The 20,855-nt window shown below is 32.3% G+C and carries 24 protein-coding genes; 9 read left to right on the forward strand and 15 right to left on the reverse strand.

The window, feature by feature from the left end; genetic code table 11:
• Positions 1-5: 5 nt before the first annotated feature.
• A complete protein-coding gene (locus tag FHK87_RS07685; protein WP_140592096.1) occupies positions 6-971 on the reverse strand; it encodes a hypothetical protein in 966 nt (321 codons plus the stop codon).
• Positions 971-1,951, reverse strand: coding sequence for a hypothetical protein (locus tag FHK87_RS07690; RefSeq protein WP_140592097.1), 981 nt, complete (start codon positions 1,949-1,951; stop codon positions 971-973). The genes FHK87_RS07685 and FHK87_RS07690 overlap by 1 nt, the downstream gene beginning before the upstream one ends.
• Positions 1,952-2,139: 188 nt before the next feature.
• On the opposite strand from FHK87_RS07690, the gene FHK87_RS07695 reads away from it, so the two are divergent.
• From FHK87_RS07695 to FHK87_RS07720, 6 genes are all read left to right on the forward strand, one after another.
• Complete coding sequence (locus tag FHK87_RS07695) at positions 2,140-2,976, forward strand: universal stress protein (RefSeq protein ID WP_140592098.1); 837 nt, start codon at positions 2,140-2,142, stop codon at positions 2,974-2,976.
• 23 nt (positions 2,977-2,999) lie between these two features.
• Positions 3,000-4,421 carry a cardiolipin synthase gene (gene cls, locus FHK87_RS07700; protein ID WP_140592099.1) on the forward strand — a complete coding sequence of 474 codons (1,422 nt, stop codon included), beginning with the start codon at positions 3,000-3,002 and terminating at the stop codon, positions 4,419-4,421.
• Positions 4,422-4,432: 11 nt separating this feature from the next.
• Entirely contained in the window at positions 4,433-5,206 is a 774-nt protein-coding gene (locus FHK87_RS07705) for a patatin-like phospholipase family protein (RefSeq protein WP_140592100.1), read from the forward strand.
• Positions 5,207-5,350: 144 nt separating this feature from the next.
• Positions 5,351-6,763 carry an MBL fold metallo-hydrolase gene (locus FHK87_RS07710; RefSeq protein WP_140592101.1) on the forward strand — a complete coding sequence of 471 codons (1,413 nt, stop codon included), beginning with the start codon at positions 5,351-5,353 and terminating at the stop codon, positions 6,761-6,763.
• Between the two features lie 72 nt (positions 6,764-6,835).
• Positions 6,836-7,393 (forward strand): YeeE/YedE family protein, encoded by a 558-nt coding sequence (locus FHK87_RS07715; RefSeq protein ID WP_140592102.1) that lies wholly within the window; start codon positions 6,836-6,838, stop codon positions 7,391-7,393.
• 4 nt (positions 7,394-7,397) lie between these two features.
• Complete coding sequence (locus tag FHK87_RS07720; RefSeq protein ID WP_140592103.1) at positions 7,398-7,811, forward strand: DUF6691 family protein; 414 nt, start codon at positions 7,398-7,400, stop codon at positions 7,809-7,811.
• Here the strand turns inward: FHK87_RS07720 and FHK87_RS07725 are convergent.
• The 12 genes from FHK87_RS07725 to FHK87_RS07780 form a co-directional block, all read right to left on the reverse strand.
• The gene (locus tag FHK87_RS07725; RefSeq protein WP_140592104.1) at positions 7,800-8,804 is read right to left on the reverse strand and encodes a 2-hydroxyacid dehydrogenase; all 1,005 of its coding nucleotides are present in this window, start codon (positions 8,802-8,804) and stop codon (positions 7,800-7,802) included. The two genes, FHK87_RS07720 and FHK87_RS07725, sit on opposite strands and share 12 nt — an antisense overlap.
• The gene (locus FHK87_RS07730; protein WP_140592105.1) at positions 8,785-9,450 is read right to left on the reverse strand and encodes a hypothetical protein; all 666 of its coding nucleotides are present in this window, start codon (positions 9,448-9,450) and stop codon (positions 8,785-8,787) included. The genes FHK87_RS07725 and FHK87_RS07730 overlap by 20 nt, the downstream gene beginning before the upstream one ends.
• A 10-nt stretch (positions 9,451-9,460) precedes the next feature.
• Positions 9,461-9,961 carry a hypothetical protein gene (locus FHK87_RS07735; RefSeq protein WP_140592106.1) on the reverse strand — a complete coding sequence of 167 codons (501 nt, stop codon included), beginning with the start codon at positions 9,959-9,961 and terminating at the stop codon, positions 9,461-9,463.
• 146 nt (positions 9,962-10,107) lie between these two features.
• Entirely contained in the window at positions 10,108-10,551 is a 444-nt protein-coding gene (locus FHK87_RS07740) for an Hsp20/alpha crystallin family protein (RefSeq protein WP_140592107.1), read from the reverse strand.
• A gap of 87 nt (positions 10,552-10,638) precedes the next feature.
• Positions 10,639-11,073, reverse strand: a complete 435-nt coding sequence (locus tag FHK87_RS07745) for a hypothetical protein (protein ID WP_140592108.1) — start codon at positions 11,071-11,073, stop codon at positions 10,639-10,641.
• 83 nt (positions 11,074-11,156) lie between these two features.
• Positions 11,157-11,576: a hypothetical protein gene (locus FHK87_RS07750; RefSeq protein ID WP_140592109.1), complete on the reverse strand. Its 420-nt coding sequence runs from the start codon at positions 11,574-11,576 to the stop codon at positions 11,157-11,159.
• Between the two features lie 149 nt (positions 11,577-11,725).
• Entirely contained in the window at positions 11,726-12,577 is an 852-nt protein-coding gene (locus tag FHK87_RS07755) for a universal stress protein (protein ID WP_140592110.1), read from the reverse strand.
• A gap of 191 nt (positions 12,578-12,768) precedes the next feature.
• Positions 12,769-13,617: a universal stress protein gene (locus FHK87_RS07760; RefSeq protein WP_140592111.1), complete on the reverse strand. Its 849-nt coding sequence runs from the start codon at positions 13,615-13,617 to the stop codon at positions 12,769-12,771.
• A 156-nt stretch (positions 13,618-13,773) separates the two neighbouring features.
• Positions 13,774-14,253: a universal stress protein gene (locus tag FHK87_RS07765; RefSeq protein WP_140592112.1), complete on the reverse strand. Its 480-nt coding sequence runs from the start codon at positions 14,251-14,253 to the stop codon at positions 13,774-13,776.
• 66 nt (positions 14,254-14,319) lie between these two features.
• A complete protein-coding gene (locus FHK87_RS07770; RefSeq protein ID WP_140592113.1) occupies positions 14,320-15,168 on the reverse strand; it encodes a universal stress protein in 849 nt (282 codons plus the stop codon).
• Between the two features lie 27 nt (positions 15,169-15,195).
• Positions 15,196-16,044, reverse strand: a complete 849-nt coding sequence (locus FHK87_RS07775; RefSeq protein ID WP_140592114.1) for a universal stress protein — start codon at positions 16,042-16,044, stop codon at positions 15,196-15,198.
• A 17-nt stretch (positions 16,045-16,061) separates the two neighbouring features.
• A complete protein-coding gene (locus FHK87_RS07780) occupies positions 16,062-16,871 on the reverse strand; it encodes a universal stress protein (protein ID WP_140592115.1) in 810 nt (269 codons plus the stop codon).
• Positions 16,872-17,019: 148 nt separating this feature from the next.
• On the opposite strand from FHK87_RS07780, the gene FHK87_RS07785 reads away from it, so the two are divergent.
• The 3 genes from FHK87_RS07785 (at position 17,020) to pdxH (ending at position 20,620) form a co-directional block, all read left to right on the forward strand.
• Positions 17,020-17,250 carry a hypothetical protein gene (locus FHK87_RS07785; protein ID WP_140592116.1) on the forward strand — a complete coding sequence of 77 codons (231 nt, stop codon included), beginning with the start codon at positions 17,020-17,022 and terminating at the stop codon, positions 17,248-17,250.
• 364 nt (positions 17,251-17,614) lie between these two features.
• Positions 17,615-20,011, forward strand: coding sequence for a heavy metal translocating P-type ATPase (locus tag FHK87_RS07790; RefSeq protein WP_140592117.1), 2,397 nt, complete (start codon positions 17,615-17,617; stop codon positions 20,009-20,011).
• A 3-nt stretch (positions 20,012-20,014) separates the two neighbouring features.
• Positions 20,015-20,620 (forward strand): pyridoxamine 5'-phosphate oxidase, encoded by a 606-nt coding sequence (gene pdxH, locus FHK87_RS07795; RefSeq protein WP_140592118.1) that lies wholly within the window; start codon positions 20,015-20,017, stop codon positions 20,618-20,620.
• On the opposite strand, the gene FHK87_RS07800 is transcribed toward pdxH, so the two are convergent.
• Positions 20,617-20,823, reverse strand: a complete 207-nt coding sequence (locus FHK87_RS07800; protein ID WP_140592119.1) for a YgaP family membrane protein — start codon at positions 20,821-20,823, stop codon at positions 20,617-20,619. The genes pdxH and FHK87_RS07800 overlap by 4 nt on opposite strands.
• Between the last annotated feature and the right edge of the window lie 32 nt (positions 20,824-20,855).

Consider the following 20,855-nt stretch of genomic DNA (forward strand, 5'->3'; position numbering starts at 1 on the left):
TCGAATCATTTAATCATGCATACAGAGTTGATATTACCCTGAAAGTCATATTCTTTGACAGGGTTATCAGGATCAACGATCCAATTGCCATCTACAATAAATTTATAATGGTGCTTACCTCCTGAAAGCGTAGTTGTATAACGCCATCCTGTTTTAGTTTTGGTCATTCTATACTGGTCTTCTGACCAATGATTAAATGATCCTGAAAGAATTACTTTTCTAGCCTCTAAATAGCCGTTTAATATAAATTCTTTGGATGCCCTTATATCAATTACAGAATTGTGCCCAAAAAATTCATTGTCTACCTTCCTGGGATTGTCAGGATCTATAATCCATTTTCCATCTACAATAAATTTATATTCGTACTCCCCGGGTTTGATACGTAACTTCAATTCCCAGCAATCATTTGTTTTATTCATTTTAAATGAATGCTCGTCCCATTTATTAAAGCTTCCGCTAAGTATTACTTTTTTTGCATTTTTATATCCATTGAGTGTGAAGGTCACATTACCATTACCATCGGGATAAGCCGTATACATTTTTAAGTTATATGTTTCTAACCTAAAACCATTTTTTTTAGCTCTTGTAATATTTTCATCATTCCATGAAGGTTCTGCCCAATAGGAATTGTTAATTACAAACTTAAACTCCCAGGAAAACGCATCGGTAAAATCACTTAATTTTTTTCTCAACTCGAATCGATTTTCATCAATTCTTCTCATTTTCCACTTTTTCTTAGACCAATTATTAAATTCTCCTGCAACTACCACATTTTCTATATCAAGGTCTTCAAAATCAAAGGTTCTACCCCTTCCATCAGAGGTAGCTTTCTGATATTCTCTTTTATCAAAAACAAATACTAAATCTTCTCCTTCTATTTTATATCCTTTAAAAGGAATGGTTTGGGCATAAGAGGAAAACCCGGCAATAGCCAGAATAAAATAAATATGGTATACTATAATTTGCTTCACTATCGTATTATAGGAGAACTTACAAAGTAAAGCTTTTCTTTTTGATAATTGATAATTGTTCTTTTTTGTTGAAAAAATTCATATCCCAAAACACCATCAAGATCAGTCCCAAAAGCTTCATTCATTTTGTTCAAATTAGTAAGTACTGTATTCATTGGTCCAAAATAAACCGTTTTACTTAACTTAACTTTAAACAATTTTCCTGCCATAACTTCAATCTTGTTGTCACTGGCTCCTGATAATAGTAATCTTCTTTTAGGATAAAAATGTTTTAATGCTTTTTTTCCTATTCTTTTATTGATTTGATTAAACTCTGCCGCACTATCTAAACCAAATCTCACTTTTTGATCTCCGACAAAACCATCAAGAACGATAGTATGGTTTTTTAGATTAAAATGTATACTATCTGTAATGGTTTCTGCATATACATTAGGATTCAGTTTATCTCCTTTTCGGTTGACTTTGCTAAGTGTTATTTGATTAAGGTGCATATCAACAAAAACCTCATAATCCTTCAATATATTATATCCAATAATACCTAGTAAATGTATTTTTTTTGCTTTTTCGATATGTGATAGATTAACGACATCAGAAGTTTTATTCTTCAAATTAAAATTCTGTAATACAAAATCTTGTATTTTTTGCTCAAAAGTGTCATCAATGACTTCTAGAACGCCTGAAGATTTCTTTTTTCTGGAGATAAAAGGATTTTTTACGGGAAAATGCATTTCGTTCAGTAATAGCGTCTCAGAACCTGTGTCTATAATAAAATTTCCTTTTTTATTAAGTAGTTCTGCCTCTACTACAATAAGCCTATCAACAAGCTTAAAAGGGATTCTTGCTGTATATTCATTTAATATTTCTGCCTTAGAAAATACAAGTTCTCCTCTTGGAGAAAAAAACTTAGGCACGTTTTCATCCGCTATAGCATATTGACTACAGATCAAATAAAAAACCATGCCTAATAGAATCTTGCGCATACCCATAAGACAAAAACACTATTGATTTGTTACACTTTTTTAAAACTTTATTTTATCAATAAAATCACCAAGCAAAACTCGTAACCTATTTCTAGTCAAAACAATACTGATATAGTAATCATGACAAATATCATAGTTTTACTATCATAACTCCTCTACTTTTATTTGATATAAAACGCGATCAAAAAATGAAAAATATTCTACTTCCAACAGATTTTTCTGATAATGCTCAAAACGCAATTGACTATGCGATGCAATTTTATAAAAATGAGAGCTGTACCTTTTATATTCTAAATGTACAAAAAGTATCTAATTATACTACCGATGATTTGATGGTTGCTCCTGCAAATCAATCTATTCACGAGGCTGTAATTAGCGATGTAAAGAAAAAACTTGACCATATTGCCCAAAAACTAAAGGATACTTATAAAGATGAAGAATATTATTTTCAAACCATCACTGATTATGATGTGTTTACAGATGCAATCAAACAAGCAATAAAAACGTACCATATCGATCTGATCATCATGGGGACCAACGGTGCTACAAATGCTATCGAAGTTGTTTTTGGGAGTAATACCCTTAATGTAATCAGAAAAATTGATTGTCCCCTAATCGCTATTCCACAAGGGTATAAATATACTTCCCCAAAAAGTATTCTATATGTAATTGATTACGGAGATCATTTTAATGACCATAATATCGAACCTCTTGTAGACACAATAACAAAGCATAAATCTTCTCTACGTATTCTCAAAATAAGAGAAGATGACACTGTTACGGTAGCAGATTTTGATGATAAAAAAGAAATGAAGAATTTTTTTAAAGACATCAATCATACATTTCACTCTATTGTTAATGTTCCTACTGCTCTTGCCATCAATAGTTTTGTGCAAATTATGGATATAGATATGACGGCTCTATTTATACAAAGAGAAACATTCTTGGAGCGTTTTTTTAAAGGGTCTGAGACTTCCAAAATAAGCTATGGCACAAAGGTGCCTCTTTTAATTATGCATAATTAATTGAACTAAATATAAAGTAATAGATGGTGTATTCTATTGTTCTTACGCTATATATTGCATTAGGAATTTTTATCATTATCAGGTTGCTTCTTAATGGAATGCGGCCTACCAAAACCCTTGCATGGTTGCTTGCCATTTTTACAATTCCTGTTGGTGGTATTTTTTTGTATTTAATGCTTGGTAGAAATAGAAGAAAAAACAAACTTTTTAAACTTCATTACACTCCAAAGGTTACGGCTTATATAAAAAAAGCAATCGAGAACTATACTCCCATTTCAAAAGAAAAATATCATACACACTATAAGCTCATTTCTCTTATTGCAAATACATCTTATTTTTCTCCACATCCAGGAAATGATGTACAACTGCTCAAAAATGGAAAAGCAACTTTTAATGCCATTTTCGATGCCTTAAAAAATGCTAAAGAATTTATTTATCTCGAATATTATATTTTTGAAGAAGGGGAACTTACTAATGGATTGTTTGATTTATTTAAACAAAAAATTAAAAACGGAGTTAGAATTAAGATCATTTATGATGGTATCGGCAGTCTACACCTCAGCAAGAAATATATTAGAAAACTTGAGCAAATAGGGGTAGAAATTCATAAGTTTTTACCAATACGTTTTGGTAAATTTTTGTCTTCTATTAACTACCGAAATCACCGTAAAATTATTATCATTGATAATAAAATTGCTTTTACCGGAGGGATCAATGTATCGGATAAGTACCTAAAAGGCGATCCAAATCTGGGAATATGGCACGATATGCATCTACAACTACAAGGCCCGATTGTGCATGATCTTTTTGCTGTTTTTGCTTTGGATTGGTATTTAATATCTAAAAAAGATGATTTATTAAATACATCTTACTTTATAAAAAACCCTTCTGTTGGCAATGCTACTGTACAAATTGTACATAGTGGACCTGACTCTGATTTCTCATCAATCCAACAAAGTTATTTTTCTATCATTAATGAAGCTAAAAAATATGTATATATTGCAAATCCCTATATCATTCCTGGTGAATCAATTTTGGATGCATTAAAAGTTGCTGCACTAAGTGGTATAGATGTACGATTGTTGCTTTCTAATAATTCTGATAGTAGAGTAGTAAAATGGTGTGTCCGCTCCTATTTTGAAAGACTATTACAGGCAGGGGTAAAAATTTATTTACTATCAGATGGTTTTTTGCATAGCAAAACTGTAGTTGCAGACGATATGGTTTCATCTGTAGGAACAGCAAATCTTGATATTCGTAGTTTTGAACAAAATTATGAGGTCAATGCTATAATTTATGACAATAACTTTGCAATTGATCTCAAGAATGATTTTTTAAAAGACTGCAACAAAAGTATTTTATTAAACTATAGTACCTTTGTAAAAAGACCTTGGCAAAATAAACTTCTAGAAGGGGTCGCAAAGATTTTTAGTCCGATTTTATAAATTATGTTTGTATGTTAACAACAGCTAAAAATGTAGGGTTAGTCTTATCAGGCGGTGGATTCAAAGGTGTTGCCCATATCGGTGCGATACAAGCTATAAATGAAGCAAAAATACCTGTTAATTTTGTTTCAGGTACAAGTGCAGGCGCTATTGTTGGATCTCTATATGCAAAAGGATATACTCCAGAGGAAATCAAAGACTTTTTCAAAAAAACTTCTTTGTTCAATTTTAATCGATTTACTCGAAAAAAAGCAGGTTTCTTAGACTCAGAAAAATTTTATGATGATCTAAAAAAAATGTTCCCAAATAATTCTTTTGAAGCATTACAGAGACAATTATTTATCACTGCTACAAATCTTGTAGAAGGAATAAAAACTGTTTTCAATAAAGGAGAACTTATCAAACCACTACTAGCTTCTGCTGCTTTTCCGGGAGTTTTTACACCGGTTTTGATCAATGAAAACCTTTATGCTGACGGTGGTATTCTTGATAATTTTCCTATTACTCCATTACAAGAACATTGCGATTTTATAATTGGTGTAGACGTATCTCCTATTACCAAACCTAAGATTTCAGACTTCAAACACTCATACAATGTGATGCAAAGAGCATATTATCTTAGGGCAATGCCTAATTCTCAAGCTAAATTCACATTGTGTAATATTGTGATACAACCGCAAGAGCTTGTAAACTTTGGTATTTTTAGCAATAGTAATCTTGATAAGATCTATGAGCTAGGATATAATGAAGCAAAAAAACAAATAGAACTATTTCAAAAAAAATAAAATCAATACAATAATTAAAGTCTGTAAAATAGCTTTGTAACAATTGTTACTGTATCCAATTGATTATTACCCTATTTTTGAAATATCAAAAAGTATAATGGCTTTTTCTTTTTTTAGAGTGAGAAAAAGTATAAAATAATAAGAATGAAAATTGAACAAATATATACAGGATGCCTTGCACAAGGTGCTTATTATATCGAAAGTAACGGTGAGGTTGCAATAATTGACCCATTACGCGAAGTAAAACCTTATATTGATAAAGCAAACGAAGATCAGGCAAAAATCAAATATATTTTTGAAACTCATTTTCATGCAGATTTCGTTAGTGGTCATCTCACACTAGCAAAAGAAACAGGGGCACAAATCATCTATGGACCAAATGCAAATCCATCTTTTGATGCTACTATTGCCAAAGACCAACAAGAATTCAAACTCGGGCATATTACTATTATAGCATTACATACGCCGGGACATACTATGGAAAGTACCACATTTTTACTTCGGGATAAAGATGGAAAAGATCATGCTATCTTTAGTGGAGATACCTTATTTTTAGGAGATGTTGGTCGCCCGGATCTTGCTCAAAAAGCAGCACATATGACTCAAGAGGAGTTAGCATCAACACTATATGATAGTTTACGAACCAAAATTATGCCTCTAGCAGATGATGTCACTGTTTATCCAGCACATGGTGCAGGATCTGCTTGTGGTAAAAATATGATGAAAGAGACTGTCGATACTCTCGGAAACCAAAAAAGAGTAAATTATGCCCTGCGTGCAGATATGAGCAAAGAAGAGTTTGTCAAAGAAGTTACAGAGGGATTATTGCCTCCTCCTTCTTATTTCCCTCTCAATGTAAAAATGAATAAAGAAGGGTATGATGATATTGATGATATTATTGATCGTGGTGCCAAACCATTATCTCCAGAAGAATTTGAGGCAACTGCAAATGAATTTGGAGCTATCGTTTTAGATGTTAGACATCAAAGTGATTATGTAAAAGGGCATATCCCAAGATCTATTTTTATTGGTATTGATGGTGGGTTTGCTCCTTGGGTAGGTGCCTTGATTCAAGATGTAAAACAACCCATTTTATTAATTACACCAGAAGGAAGAGTAGAAGAAACCATTACTCGACTATCTAGAGTTGGTTTTGATAACACTCTTGGGTATCTTGAAGGGGGATTTGATGCTTGGAAAAAAGCTAGTAAAGAATATGATACTATAACTTCTATCCCTGCCAAAGAAACCAAAGAAAGTATCGAAACAAATGAAATCCCTGTATTTGATGTTCGTAAAGAAAGTGAATTTACAGCAGAACATGTAGCAGATGCTTATAATACACCTCTGGATTTCATTAATGATTATCTTATTCAATTTCCGGGAGACAAAACCTTTTACATTCATTGTGCAGGAGGGTATCGTTCTGTAATTGCTGCTTCTATTCTCAAAAGTCGTGGTATTCATAATTTTATTGATATCGCCGGAGGGTTTGGTGCAATCAAAGAAGCTGATATTATAACTACAGATTTTATATGTCCCAGTACTATAAAATAAAACGTAATGTGTAACTAAGGTTACTGTATAGCATAACGTTTTTTCATTTCTTTATCCCAAAATACAACACTCATGAATTGGATATATAATCCATGGCCTTGGTATATATCAGGGCCTCTAATTGCTATAATTCTATTTTTATTGCTAAAGAGTGGAAAAACATTTGGTATGTCATCAAACCTAAGAACGATGTGTACGATATGTGGTGCCGGCAAAGCTTCTGATTTTTTTAAATTCGATTGGAAATCACAGCGATGGAATTTGATTGTCGTATTAGGTGCTATATTAGGGGGTATCATCGCTTCTACTGTTTTGTCTAATGATTCTAGTGTTGCAATTGCTCCGGAAACAATTAGTGATCTAAAGGCTAAAGGATTTGTAAACCCTGGTAAAAACTACATGCCAGATCTTTTATTTGCTAATGAAGCGCTATCTCAACCAAAAAGTTTACTGTTATTAATAATAGGAGGGTTACTGGTAGGGTTTGGTGCCCGATATGCAGGAGGATGCACTTCAGGCCATGCTATTTCTGGGTTAAGCAACTTACAGTTACCATCACTTGTAGCTGTTATCGGCTTTTTTATAGGTGGTTTAACTATGGTACATATTATTTTTCCTCTAATATTTTAACCAAATGCGTTCAATTATATTTCTTGGTATTGGTATTCTTTTCGGAATTACGTTATTCAAATCTGAAGCTGCTTCATGGTTTAGAATCTATGAAATGTTTCAATTTCATTCTTTTCATATGTATGGGATTATTGGATCTGCAGTTACACTAGGCCTCATTAGTACACAACTCATTAAAAAATATAAGATCAAATCTTTTTATGGAGATCCTATTCATATAAGTCCCAAAGACAAAAATCTACGCCGTTATATTTTTGGTGGTATTATATTTGGATTGGGTTGGGCACTTGCAGGGGCTTGTCCCGGTCCAATGTTTGTACTGTTGGGAGCAGGATATTTACCAATCATTGTAGTGATCGCCAGTGCAATAATAGGAACCTTTTTATATGGAATCTTAAAGCATAAATTACCTCACTAGTTCTGCGGTAAGATCATGCTTACATAACTTATCTTCTTGCCAGCAATTGATATTATAAAAAGTTGTTTCTGCAATACTTGTTAGCGCTTCTTTTGTCGCAAATGCCTGATGGGGAGTAAGTAGCACATTGGGATGATCAATTAATCTTTTTAAAACTATATCATTAGGCTTATTATCAGAGAGGTCATAGAAGAAAACTCCGCTTTCGTGCTCATACACATCCGAAGCATAGCCAGCAATGTGACCAAAATCTAATGCACTTAATATATCTTCTGTATTTACAACACCTCCTCTGGCTATATTGATCAATATTATGTTATTCTTCATCATTTTTATCACCTCTTTGTCTATAAAATGATGTGTTTTTGTTGTAAGAGGAACATTTAAAAATATAATATCAGATTGAGCGCACAACTCTTCTATATTTAGATAAGTAACATTATACTCTTGTTGTAACGTACTGTCTTCAACCAAATCATTTGCTACAATAGTGCAACCAAATCCATGCATGATTTGTACAATGGCTTTACCTATATTACCGGTTCCAAGTACTCCTATTGTTTTATTATGGATATCAAAACCTACAAGGTTACTAAGTGAAAAATTATATTTGCTAACCTGTCGATCAGCCAGAACAAGTTTACGATTCATTGCCAACAAAAGAGCTACTGCATGCTCCGCTATTGATTTTGGAGAATATCCTGGTGCGTATGCAACTTTTATCCCCAATTTTTTAGCCATAGACAGGTTTACATTATCGTAGCCTGTTGAGCGTAAAGCAATATGTCGAATCCCAAAGCTTTTTAATCTTTCTAATACTTTTGATGATCCATCATCTGCAGAAAATATGGATACAACATCAAATCCAAGAGCAAGATGTGCTGTCTCTGCCGTAAGACGTTCAGAAATATACTTAAGTTGATGCGAATCATTATTGGCCTTTTCCAAAAAAGGGATTTCAAAATCTTTTGCACTATATATCAATACCTTCATCAGTAAGTTCTTCAATAATTAGTAATTGTTGTCCTTTTAATGCCCATACCAATACCTTTACATAATCTCCAACAGCTTTTCTAATATTTTCTGGTTCGGTAATGTCTATTGAACCTTTCCAGATTAACTCTCTTTCTTTTTCGGGACATATACAATATAACGAGGATTCTGCATGAAAAATCTGATATTCTTCGTAATAATCCTTATCTCTAAAAATATCCTGATTTTTGTAGTAATCGTCTTTAAAACTACTAAAGGTTTTATCTAGATTTCTATAGGCCTTAACAACTGTAACACGATCTTGTACCCCTACTACTTTAGACAACAAAATAGCTTCAAATCCTTTTTCTAATAATTGAGATTCAAGGGCAAGTACTTCTTCTTCTGTTTTTGGGGTTTTTGTAAATGATTTCTCAAAATAATCAATACTTCTTACTGCTTCTACTCCATTTTTTTTAAGTTCTGAAGCTAGTTTTCTTTCAAATATTTTTCTATTATCCATATTAGGAGAAATTCCGATAACCAATACTTTTTGAGCTTCGAATGTATCGATATCCGGATTTTTCCAGTTTTCTACCAGTTCACTTGATGAACAATTACAAAATAATAGTAATATGATGACAAGATAGGCGTATAGTGATTTCATATTTGTTGATTTATTTGATTAATTTATCTAACCGTTCTACTATGATATTAGTGTATTCTGATGTTTTTTCGATAATAGATTCTCCTGATATCACATCTATATCTTTTAATGCCATATTACTACTACCAACTGTTGATAGAATAATAAGTTTATCTAATTGATCCGGGTGATTTTGTATAAATTTTTTGAGGTTGGATGGTGGATTTCTATACTCCCATGAATTGATTATAACAAGTGCATCCCACTTATCTATATTCACTGTAAACATTGTGTATGCATCTATGATTTTAAAGTATATCGAATCATTTTGATAATGCCTCATAATACCTTGTACCAAAGAGTCTTTTAAACTACTTCCTTGAGAGGCAATCAACACTTTAGTTTTTAACTCGGCTTTATTCACTTCAAAAGGAATCACAGTATCCATAGCATAGGTATACTCATGCCAAACCCAAAATCCTGCAAAAAGTATAAGAACAGTACTAAATATAATCTTTAGAATACGCTTCATTATATTCAAATATCGGTTAGGTTGTTAGGGGTTCTCGTATATCTAGAATGTAAAATTTGGTATTCTAAAGATTATTATATTTTGATGAATACAAAAAAAGGCAGAGACATTAATACACCAAACTGTTCTCTGCCTTCAAACAGAGATTATGTAATCTCAATGATTTTTTTGGGTTGTTCTTTTGCTTCATCTTTTTTTGATAACGAAAGCAGTAACACTCCACTTTTGTACGTAGCTTTTACGCCTTCTTTTTGATCTACACTTACGGGTAACTGTAGTTTTCTTTCGAATTTGTTATAGCTAAATTCTTTGCGCGTATAGTTCTCATTTTCTTCAACATCTTCATTACTACTTTGTGCAGAAATATGTAAGATATCATCCTCTATACTGATCTCGATGTTATCTTTTGAAAAACCGGGAACTGCAAGTTCAATTTCAAAATTATCTTTATTCTCTTTGACATTCATTGCAGATAGATTTCTATCTTTTATAAAAAAATCATCTGCAAAAAAATCATTTGCTTCTAACCAGTTTGAAACCTGGTCGTTAATCCAAGGAAATCTGTTTCTGTTATATTTAATCAATGACATAACGTGAAGGTTTAGTTAGACTTATCTTTAATAATACTATGCTAAAGTTAGCGTAGTTGCTACGATAAAAAAATGACAATTATCAATTTAAAAATTCAAATCATTATCTTTTTTGTTTCTTTTGAGGATATCACTTGCATATAGAAATACTCTCGATTTAAGATCTCTAAAATCTTTATGAAAGCTATTGAATCGTTGTTCTAATTTTTCGTGTTCCTGATAATAAACATGATCACTTGAAATCAGATCATCACACTCTAGCATGCCTCCCATATTATTTTCATGTTTTTGTATACTTTCTTTCAACATGTCAATCTTTTTTCTGACATCTGCAAACTCGTCTTTAAATACCTGTAGTCTTTCAAAAAGGTTTGGAGTATCAGGCTCGAATACATAAGAATTGAGTAATTGCTTAGAAAATTGAATCTCGTCTTCTATAAAATGTTGTATAGATTTCCAATTCAATGTTTCTATATGAAGGTCTTTGAGTGTTTTACTTAGTTTTAAGTTTTCTTGCTTCATTTTTCTCTCTTTTAAGGTTAAACTATAATTTACTTATAATCAAAGATTTAAAAAATGATATTTATCAGGGTTTACAAACATTACTAAATTTTGCTTGTAGTTTTGGTAAAATAATCTCTTATCAAGGCTTTGGTTTGATTATCAGTCATACTATCGGCTTTGATAACATCTTTTACTTTTTCACTGATTCCTTTATAATTTTCTTGCAATTCTTTATTGAATTTTTCTCCTGCTTCTGCGGGGCCAAAAATCACAAGTCTATCTGCTGTTTCCACATAAGAAACCAACTTCTTAAAATAAGCTTTGAATTGTTGTTTCTCTCTATGCAAGTATTTACTATCCTGCACTACATCTTGCGGTCCTCCTTTAAAACGAGTACCAGAACCTCCTTTGATATTAAATGTTTCTACATCAGACATTATTGTTGTCATATCTTCTTGGTCTTCTTTGATGGTTATGATATGAGCTTTTTCTTTATCCATCCAAATTCCTATATTCTTCATCTTTTTGGGATTTAATTTTAAATTATTCTATTGTTAAGTACCCTCTACTTTTATTACCATACGGTAAAAGCAAATCATTTTGTAAACTTTATAAATTGAGGATACTTTTTAAATTGGGAATTCTAAACTAATTTTAATTATGTTCGATTCTAACTTCTTAGATCGTGTAATGCCAGCACAGGCACTTTTGCGTATCTACCTAAACTTTTTACCATTGGTCTGGAAAAAATACTACCAAAAAAACTATGTTTTCTGTTGAAAAAAGCAATCATATCACTATCTCTACTTTCTACAAAACAACGTACTGCAGATTGCGGTTCGATATTGTACAAAGCATGATAAGTATGTGTCAATCCTCCAAAATATTCATCCAGCAGATTTTTATTACTTTGTTGCTCTTCGTCTAGAGGGTCACCATCGGATGCATAAAGCACCCTTACCTCTGCTTTGGTAATTTTTGCTACATCAAGCAGTGTTTGTAATTCTCTACGTTTAAAATTCATTTTATAATCTGTGGGAAATACGATCTCGTTTAATGTCTTGTACGTGGCATCTTCGGGGATTGCCAATACCGGACAATTTCTGGATTTTTCCATAACCATTACCGTATTGCTTCCAAAGATCACATCTCTTGCATCTGTAGTACCTTTTGTACCCATAATGATCATTTCTATATCTTGTTTGTCTACAATATCTTTGATTGCGTCTAGCAAACCATTAAACTGGGATATCATAAAAAACTGATGATTAGGGCTTTCATCTCTAAAAGTGAGTCTCTCCATAATTTTACCCAGTCCATTTTCTGATTTTTCTCTAGCTTCTTCGTATAATTTCTCTCCAGGTTCGGGTACCATCATACTTTCTAGGGCATATCCTGTAGCGTTAAAAGCATTAAGTACATAAAAATCACAAGCTTCGTTTTTATATAATTCTACAGCATAGGATATGGCATTCCATGCGTTTCTTGAAAAATCTGTAGGCAATAAAATCTTCTTTTTCATGTCTATAAAATTTTAAGATTAAGCAATAAATCGGCTAGTGCAAATTGAAATTACCTCAATTCACAATTACTTATTTTCATCACTATACTTTAGAGATTAATTCTCTTAATGTGTGTTTTTAATTAAGATAATGTGTTTGTATTATTTGATATAAATGTATATCATCAATACAATTGAAACTATGACAATTATCAATTCATCTCAGGAATTACCATAAAAGGGATAGAGGCTTTGAAACCTATTTTTTTTACAACCGGTTCTCTTGTAATATTTTCTATAAAGCCATGCTTATGATACAACATTGTCAAAATATTGATATCCATTTTTTCTATAAATTCTTTGATCACCTGAGCTTTTTGATCAAATTTTGAAACCCAGTGCGTTGTGTATTCAACTGCTGCAAGATGCTCTTTTAATCGCTTAAAATTTTCTTCTTGTTCTTTACTCAAGGTTTCTGCATCATGAATATGCATTACTCTTATTTTTGCATTAAATAATGCTGCTATATTCAAAATGGGTTGGATTTCTTTTTTGCTGTAAGAGTGTTTGAAATCTGTTGCAAAAGCAACCTCTTTGGGAGGAATAAAATCAAACTCATCGGGCACAGTGATGATAGGGCATCCCTTTATCTTTTGGATCATCTTTACCGTATTACTACCCATAAAAACTTCTTTGACTCCACTAGCTCCTTTTGTACCCATGACAACAAGATCAATATTTTTACTTTTTATCGTCTTATTGATGGTTTCTGTGAGTTTTTTAGAAATCGAAATGGTTTCAAAAGTATGATCAAAGTTTTCTGCATCTTCTTTGATTGAATTAAGCGTATTTGCTAACCCTTCTTTAGAGGCTTTACTGCGTTGTTGATATAACAGATCACCTTTGCTCGTATCTAGCCTACTGGTTAAAATAGGGGTATCTACATCAAAAGTATTCAGAATATAAAATTCACATGCTTTCTCTTTAAACAGATGTGTAGCATAATAAAGTGCTCTATAAGCATTATCTGAAAAATCTGAAGGAACAAGTATCCTTTTCATACATTTGGTCTTTTTAATTTATACTAAATGGTTTAAAAACAGAGCGCATACTTATCGTTGTAAACGATCATAATGGGTATATTCTTTTTTTCTTCATCAACATCAATAGCCTATAGCAGTTGATGTTACTAAAAATTACTTTGATATTCGATTTGATTATTTAGAGTACGGAACATCTTCTGGGTCTTCAAAATAAAACTCGTCTGGTACGGCTAAAACAGGACAACATTTTATTTTTTGAATAATATTAGATGTATTGCTGCCCATCAAAAACCCTTTGGCTCCTGTAGCACCTTTGGTCCCCATAACAATGAGTTCTATTTTCTTTTCTTTTACTGTTTGTTCTATGGTATCGATGAGCCTTTCTGAAGAAGAAATACACTCAAAACGATGTTCAAAATCCTCTGTATCCCTGATTATAGTATGATAAGTTTCTTCTAGTTTTTCTTCAGATTCTTTGCGTAGTTCTTGATCGCCTTGCTTCATTTCTATAATTCCTGCCAGAACCGCTACTTCAACATCATACGTATTCAAAATATAAAACTGGCACTTTTCATTCTTAAACAAACGTGTCGCATAGTACAGTGCATTATATGCATTGTTTGAAAAATCAGTCGGAACAAGTATTTTTTTCATGATCTTGATTTTTAATGATTATGATATAAAAATATCCTGTTCTGACTAGAAATAGAATGATAATTGTCAGTTATCAGAAGGAATAACTAAAAACGGAATTTCGGTATGAAAGGTCATCTTCTTGATTACGGCCTCTCTAGTAAGTCTTTCTATAAAACTATGTTCGTAATTGATCATAATCAACAGATCAGCAGCTACTTTTTCTACCAGTTTTTGAATTTCATTTTTTATACTGGTACTGTCATTTGCTGTATGAATATCGTAATCCAAATTTTTAAAAAACTCTTCGAGTACATTTGCATTATAATGCTGAACTTCATTAAAAACCGAATCTTCTTTGACATGGATCATTTTGACAGATGCATCAAAATGTTTAGCAAAATATATAATAGGTTCGATTTCTGAAGTATAGTATACTCTTTCAAAATCTGTGGCAAAAGCCAAAGTTGTTATTTTCTGAAACCTGGCCTCTTCCGGTATGATCAAAACAGGACAGTTTTTGATCGTGCTAATTACTTTTTGCGTAGTGCTTCCTATAAAAACTTCTTTGGCACCATTTGCTCCTTTGGTACCAATAATGATCATATCAAAAAAAACACTTTTCATCAATTGGTCAATATTAGACAATAATGATCCTGATTTGGTAACTGTTTTAAAAGTATGATGCACTTGTGGCATTGTAGCTTTGATGTCATCAAGAGTACGCTTTAATCCCTTTTCAGAATCTATTCTAATAGTATCATAAAAATGCCCTACTCGTTGTGAACTCACCGTGTTTAAAAGTTGAATCGGCTTGAGTTCATAGGTGTTTAATAAATAAAACTCACAAGGGATATTCTTATACAATTGCATTGCATACATAATCGTATTCCATGCATTATCAGAAAAATCTGTAGGGATTAAAACTCGTTTCATCTTGCAAAATAGTTACATCATTACATGTTACATTCTTTCTTCAGAAGGGATTACCAGAAAGGGAATATTGGTATGATATGCAATCTGATTGATCACAGGTTTAAACAATAAATTTTCAAAAAAAGAATGTTTGTTATGGATCATGATCAATAAGTTGATCTTATATTTTTTCTGAAAACCCTCTACGGCTTCTATTACATCTACATTTTCTGCAAGATGAAAGACGTGTGCATTTTCTTCAAAATATACATCAAGAAAATCTTTCACTTTTTTCTGGTTTTTATCTAATGGCACGCCATAATATGCATTGAGTATGTTGAGTCTGGATATGTGTTTATCACATATTTCTTTGATCAAACTTAGATATCTATTATTCACATCAAGTTTATAATCTGTTGGGAGTAAGATATCTTTGGGAGTTTCGAACTCAAAATCAGAAGGTACAACAATAACCGGGCATTTTACCTTTTTGATAGTATACATAGTATGAGTTCCTATAAAAATTTCTTTAGCTCCGGTAGCGCCTTTGGTTCCCATCACAATAAGATCAATTTCATACTCTTTTACCACTTCTTGGATCTCGCTGATCAGGGTATTGAATGCAGATAATCGCTCAAAACTATGATTAGTATTATTAAATTCTTTTTTAAGTCTATTTTCTACTTTCTCTATCTCATTTTTAGAATGCATTAGACTTACATCTTCTAATCCATATATTGTAGGGTTTTCTACAAGGTATCCTGCATGATAAGAAACAGGGGTAAAGGTATTGAGTAAGTAAAAGGTAACTTTTTCTTCTGCAAAAAAATGCATAGCATATTTCATTGCATTATAAGCATTTTCAGAAAAATCTGTGGGTAGCAATATACGTTTCATAAGAGATTATAATTTGTTTAGTTTCTATCTAGGTTTTGCATTGCCAAAAAAGGAATTTTGATATGTAACCCAATTTTGTCTATAGTAGATTGATACAGTATGCTTTCGAGATAAGAATTTCTAGAATTCACCATTACCAAAAAATCAATTTCATTTTTTTCTATAAATTGATTTATAGCTTCAGTAAGGTCATCTGCCTGAGTAGTACAAAATTTTAATTCTGCTTCTGGCAAAGAGGTAGATATAAATTTCTTGTGGTCTTCTTGCCTTGTCGAAAGTTTTTCGTAATCAGAAACATATAAAAAGTTTACAATAGATCTAAAACTCTTTGTCAAAGTACTTAGAAGTTTCAGTTCCCTTCTTCTGAAAGGCATCAAATAATCGGTAGGAAATAAAATATTTTTTGGTTGTGTATACTTACATCCATTGGGGATAGCCAAGACAGGGCATTTTACATATCTTACGACTTGTAAAGTGTTGCTGCCAAAAGTCATTTTGCGATCATCTGTTTTTCCTCGTGTTCCCATGATCAGAATATCAATATTCTCTTGATCAACCAAATCATTGGTATTGTCTACCAGATTCCCCAAAATAGCCATCGTTTTATATTGATGCCTGGGGTTGGGTGATATCTTGCGTATATCTGACAAAACTTTTACCAATTCTTCATCAATACAAGCTGTATCTATTGCCTTATCACTATTGCTATCATCATATGCATGAATGATAAAAAACTCACAGTATTCATATTTATTAAGCTCAACAGCATACCGTAAAGCATTCATTGCATTTTCTGAAAAATCTGTTGGAATCAATATCTTTCTCATAGGTTTACCTTTTTGATATGTTGTATTCAAAACTAGATAAATGCAGAGGCAGAAACTATGATTTTTGTCAGCAAAACTGTTCGTTTTTTGAGGAAACCTTAAGAGGTTTATTGACTAAAAACCGTTATCTTGTAGAAAAAAGAAAAAGATGAAGTTCTCTGCAATGTTTACGGTAACCCTTACTACTATAATCCTAATTATGGTTACGATTATGGCTACAATGAATTTTACTTTTGGTTGGGTGTTTTACTTAACCTGTATCGGTCAACTCATGGTAATTATTATGGTCTATAAAGTACTTAGAGACAAGTACTCAACAAACAAAACTTTTGAAGATTTTTACGAAGACCGTCCTATATCCAATGAAAATTATAGATGATTCACAACATCTATAATATCTGTTTTCTGTAAAATCTCTCTCTTTTTAATCGGTATCCCTTTTACAAAAATACCTTATAACCGCTTGTCTACAAGTAGAAGGTGTTATAATCAAAACAAATCGCTTGACAAAGGTTGTTTACAAGCATATAGTATAATACTACATCAGTAGTATATCATAGTAGATGTAATCTGGTAAGCTCTGGTGATCAATTGTATTTTGTTGGGTATTTCAAAATCTGATAATTTTTAAATATCAAGCAAAATATAGGGCTCAAAAAAAGCGCCTCTATTTTAGCTACATGACAAAAGTCATAGAATGTATAGTTATCGTTTTTAAACTTTGTAAGAAATGAATAAAAGTTATGACGGAATCTACATGCTTCCATTGTGGAAACGATTGCGGTACAACGACTATCAATTTTGATAACAAAACATTCTGTTGCAATGGGTGCAAAACTGTATATGAGATTTTTTCGACTAATGATCTATCCTGTTATTATGATCTTCAATCATCTCCTGGAGCCGTTCCTGAAGAAATTAAAGGAAAGTACGATTATCTCGATACTCCTTCTATTGCTGAAAAACTGATTGAGTTTGATGATGGGAATACACAAATAACCACCTTGTATATTCCTCATATTCATTGTAGTTCTTGCATTTGGGTTTTAGAAAACCTCAACAAGCTCCAATCTGCGATCACGGTATCACAAGTTAATTTTCCTAAAAAGAATGTACGTATTACATATCACTCTGATCGAATCTCTCTTAAAGAAATAGTGCTTTTACTGGGAACAATTGGATACGAACCTTATATCAGCTTAAATGACTATTCTTCTAGTCAGAAACAAATAAACAGAAGCTTGATTTACAAATTAGGCATTGCAGGATTCGCATTCGGAAATGTCATGTTTTTATCATTCCCCGAGTATTTTGAAGTTTCAGAGTATTGGTTAGAAAAATATAAGCATGTCTTTAGATGGTTAATGTTTGCTTTTTCTCTCCCTGTAGTATTTTATGCTGCACAAGATTACTTTATTTCTGCTTACAAAGGGTTACGTTCTAAAATCTTAAACATAGATGTACCTATAGCTTTAGGAATTTTAGTATTATTTTTACGAAGCACTGCAGAAATCATTTTTGACTGGGGTACCGGCTTTTTTGATAGTCTTACAGGTCTGGTCTTTTTTCTACTTTTAGGAAAATTCTTTCAACAAAAAACATATTCTTTCCTATCCTTTGAGCGAGATTACAAATCTTATTTTCCTATTGCAGTAACAAGGATTAACAATGCCGATGAATCAAATGAACAAAAAGAAGAAACCGTACAAATCTATGACATAAAAAAGGGAGATCGTATTCTGATCAGAAACAAAGAGCTTATTCCTGTAGATTGCATTTTGATCAATGGTAATGCAGAGATCGATTATAGTTTTGTTACGGGAGAGAGTGAATCTGTTACCAAACAATCTGGAGATAAACTTTTTGCCGGAGGAAGACAATTGCACAATGCAATAGAGGTAGAAGTCATAAAATCCGTAGAGCAAAGTTATCTCACACAATTATGGAGTAATGATGTGTTCAAAAGAGATAAATCCGCTTCATTTACTAATCTCACAGATACAATCAGTAAATACTTTACGATAGCCATTCTATGCGTTGCAGTAATCGCTACTACATATTGGTTATTTGCAGATATCTCGAAAGCCATGCAAGTATTTACCGCAGTACTCATTATAGCCTGCCCATGTGCACTCGCATTGGCAAGACCCTTTGCATTAGGTAATATGCTACGCATTTTTGGGAAAAATAAATTTTATATCAAAAATGCCGATGTGATAGAGAGGCTTGCTTCTATAGATACTATGATTTTTGACAAAACCGGTACCATCACTACTAATACTGGAAGCGAAATAAAGTATGAAGGAATGGTCCTCACAACAGAAGAAGAATCTTTATTAAAAAATACTTTGAGAGCCTCTAGTCATCCCCTTAGCCGAGCATTATATGATGTATTGGCAGAACATGATATTCTAACACTAGATGAGTACCAAGAGTCTATTGGTAAAGGGATCGAAGCAAAATCAATGGATAATAGTATAAAAATAGGATCTTCTATTTTTGTCGGAAATACAGATCCATTACAAACACAAAATACCGCTGTACATATCAGCACCAATAATCAATATAAAGGGCATTACATTTTCTGTAATAAATATAGAAATGGAATACAAAAAGTATTTGATCAACTATCAAGAAACTACCAACTTGCTATACTATCAGGTGATAATGAAGGAGAGAAGAAAAATCTTGAATCCTTATTACCAAAAGGAACAGCTTTATCATTTCATCAAAAACCTGATGATAAGCTAAAATATATTCAATCCATACAAGAGCAACAAAAAAAGGTGATCATGCTGGGTGATGGCCTTAATGATGCCGGAGCATTAGCGCAGAGTGACGTAGGGATTGCTATTTCAGAAAACGTAAATGTTTTTTCTCCTGCTTGTGATGCAATTCTAGACGCTTCGCAGTTTGAAATGATTCCTGACTTTTTAAAAATTTCTAAAAGGACTATCAAAATTATAAAATCTAGTTTTATCCTTTCCTTTTTATATAACATTATAGGACTATACTTTGCCGTAACCGGTCAGCTTTCTCCAATCGTAGCTGCCATATTAATGCCGTTAAGTTCTATTTCTATCGTTGCATTTGTGACCATTTTGACGAACTGGCATGGTAATAAAATTAGAGAGAAATAAATAATGAGTCTTGCAGAAGAACATAATCCGATACAGCATTTTCAAAAATGGTTTTTCGAAGTAGAAAAGTCTTATCCCGAAGATGAAGTAAACATCATGTTATTATCTACAATAGGTACAGATGGATTTCCCAAAAGTCGAATTGTTTTGTTAAAGCGTTTTACCTGGGAGGGCTTCACGTTTTTTACTAATTACAATAGTGAAAAAGGAATAGCAATCACGAATAACAATAAAGTATCACTCTCTTTTAACTGGTCAAAAGCCAAAAAAAGAGTACACATAAGTGGTTATGCAGAAAAAATATCTAAAAACCTGTCTGAAGGATATTTTGATTCTCGCCCCAGAGGAAGTAAATTGAGTGCTTGGGCATCTAACCAAAGTAAAGTTGTTACTTCGAGGAAAAAGCTTGAAGAACAATTGTTGTTTTACCAAGAAAAATTCAGTAATAAAATTATAATTCCTAAACCTCAGTATTGGGGAGGATATATTGTAAAGCCTATTGAAATAGAGTTTATCGAGGCTCAAAACCACAATCGTAATCAATCTATAACATACAAGTTATTATCTAATTACGAATGGTCGAAAGACATCAGACATTTTGCCGTCTAATTTTTGAGTTTACAAGTACTTAGTCCCAAAATTTGATATAATGGACACCAACCTACAAACCCAGTGATAATCAAAATACCTGATACAGTTAGCAAAGCTACTCCCAAAGTATCAGAGATGTAGTGGTTATAAAATAAATATGCTAATATAAATCCTATACATATCCTGATTACGACATCAATTCTTCCTAAGTTTTTTCTCATCACAAAATGATTTTAAGGATTTCACAATTAAT

It is taken from the genome of Aquimarina algicola (assembly GCF_006443095.1).
Lineage (GTDB): Bacteria > Bacteroidota > Bacteroidia > Flavobacteriales > Flavobacteriaceae > Aquimarina > Aquimarina algicola.

What these genes read in the sequence shown, in the direction of transcription:
- FHK87_RS07690 (WP_140592097.1), bottom strand. Translation starts at nt 1,951, where the DNA reads ATGCGCAAGATTCTATTAGGCATGGTTTTTTATTTGATCTGTAGTCAA.
- FHK87_RS07695 (WP_140592098.1), top strand. Translation starts at nt 2,140, where the DNA reads ATGAAAAATATTCTACTTCCAACAGATTTTTCTGATAATGCTCAAAAC.
- cls (WP_140592099.1), top strand. Translation starts at nt 3,000, where the DNA reads ATGGTGTATTCTATTGTTCTTACGCTATATATTGCATTAGGAATTTTT.
- FHK87_RS07705 (WP_140592100.1), top strand. Translation starts at nt 4,433, where the DNA reads ATGTTAACAACAGCTAAAAATGTAGGGTTAGTCTTATCAGGCGGTGGA.
- FHK87_RS07710 (WP_140592101.1), top strand. Translation starts at nt 5,351, where the DNA reads ATGAAAATTGAACAAATATATACAGGATGCCTTGCACAAGGTGCTTAT.
- FHK87_RS07715 (WP_140592102.1), top strand. Translation starts at nt 6,836, where the DNA reads ATGAATTGGATATATAATCCATGGCCTTGGTATATATCAGGGCCTCTA.
- FHK87_RS07720 (WP_140592103.1), top strand. Translation starts at nt 7,398, where the DNA reads ATGCGTTCAATTATATTTCTTGGTATTGGTATTCTTTTCGGAATTACG.
- FHK87_RS07725 (WP_140592104.1), bottom strand. Translation starts at nt 8,804, where the DNA reads ATGAAGGTATTGATATATAGTGCAAAAGATTTTGAAATCCCTTTTTTG.
- FHK87_RS07730 (WP_140592105.1), bottom strand. Translation starts at nt 9,450, where the DNA reads ATGAAATCACTATACGCCTATCTTGTCATCATATTACTATTATTTTGT.
- FHK87_RS07735 (WP_140592106.1), bottom strand. Translation starts at nt 9,961, where the DNA reads ATGAAGCGTATTCTAAAGATTATATTTAGTACTGTTCTTATACTTTTT.
- FHK87_RS07740 (WP_140592107.1), bottom strand. Translation starts at nt 10,551, where the DNA reads ATGTCATTGATTAAATATAACAGAAACAGATTTCCTTGGATTAACGAC.
- FHK87_RS07745 (WP_140592108.1), bottom strand. Translation starts at nt 11,073, where the DNA reads ATGAAGCAAGAAAACTTAAAACTAAGTAAAACACTCAAAGACCTTCAT.
- FHK87_RS07750 (WP_140592109.1), bottom strand. Translation starts at nt 11,576, where the DNA reads ATGAAGAATATAGGAATTTGGATGGATAAAGAAAAAGCTCATATCATA.
- FHK87_RS07755 (WP_140592110.1), bottom strand. Translation starts at nt 12,577, where the DNA reads ATGAAAAAGAAGATTTTATTGCCTACAGATTTTTCAAGAAACGCATGG.
- FHK87_RS07760 (WP_140592111.1), bottom strand. Translation starts at nt 13,617, where the DNA reads ATGAAAAGGATACTTGTTCCTTCAGATTTTTCAGATAATGCTTATAGA.
- FHK87_RS07765 (WP_140592112.1), bottom strand. Translation starts at nt 14,253, where the DNA reads ATGAAAAAAATACTTGTTCCGACTGATTTTTCAAACAATGCATATAAT.
- FHK87_RS07770 (WP_140592113.1), bottom strand. Translation starts at nt 15,168, where the DNA reads ATGAAACGAGTTTTAATCCCTACAGATTTTTCTGATAATGCATGGAAT.
- FHK87_RS07775 (WP_140592114.1), bottom strand. Translation starts at nt 16,044, where the DNA reads ATGAAACGTATATTGCTACCCACAGATTTTTCTGAAAATGCTTATAAT.
- FHK87_RS07780 (WP_140592115.1), bottom strand. Translation starts at nt 16,871, where the DNA reads ATGAGAAAGATATTGATTCCAACAGATTTTTCAGAAAATGCAATGAAT.
- FHK87_RS07785 (WP_140592116.1), top strand. Translation starts at nt 17,020, where the DNA reads ATGAAGTTCTCTGCAATGTTTACGGTAACCCTTACTACTATAATCCTA.
- FHK87_RS07790 (WP_140592117.1), top strand. Translation starts at nt 17,615, where the DNA reads ATGACGGAATCTACATGCTTCCATTGTGGAAACGATTGCGGTACAACG.
- pdxH (WP_140592118.1), top strand. Translation starts at nt 20,015, where the DNA reads ATGAGTCTTGCAGAAGAACATAATCCGATACAGCATTTTCAAAAATGG.
- FHK87_RS07800 (WP_140592119.1), bottom strand. Translation starts at nt 20,823, where the DNA reads ATGAGAAAAAACTTAGGAAGAATTGATGTCGTAATCAGGATATGTATA.